Source organism: Modicisalibacter radicis (genome assembly GCF_900961225.1).
Classification (GTDB): domain Bacteria; phylum Pseudomonadota; class Gammaproteobacteria; order Pseudomonadales; family Halomonadaceae; genus Modicisalibacter.
In genome coordinates, this window is record NZ_CAAHFN010000027.1 from 1 (window position 1) to 400 (window position 400).

The following is a 400-nucleotide window of genomic DNA, read 5'->3' on the forward strand; positions in this document are numbered from 1 at the left end:
CCTCGGTGCCCACCATGATGGCGCTGGTGGTCAAGGAAAAGCAGGCGCTGGCGCAGATCGACACCGCCCGCGTGCGCTATATCCGCATGGGCTCGGCGCCGGCCACCGACCAGCTCTACGAGGCCGTGCGGCGCGCCTTCCCCAATGCCGCGATCGCCGGCGGCTACGGCACGACCGAGGCCGGCCCCATCGTCTTCGGCCCCACCCAGGGCCGCGCGCTGCCGGGCGGCGGCGGGCTGGGCTGGGTGCTGCCCGACGTGGAAGTGCGCCTGGTGGACGCGCAAGGCCGCGACGCCGACGAAGGCGAGCTGTGGATGCGCACGCCCGCCAACATGCTGGGCTACCTGAACCTGCCCGACAAGACCCGCCAGGTCCTGACCGAGGACGGCTGGTATATCTC

1 protein-coding gene is annotated in these 400 nt (G+C 72.0%); it reads left to right on the top strand.

Translation table 11 applies throughout. The annotated features are described in order from the left end of the window. Positions 1 to 400: AMP-binding protein (locus HR9077_RS01570; RefSeq protein ID WP_136064443.1), on the top strand; the 400-nt coding region annotated here is incomplete at both ends.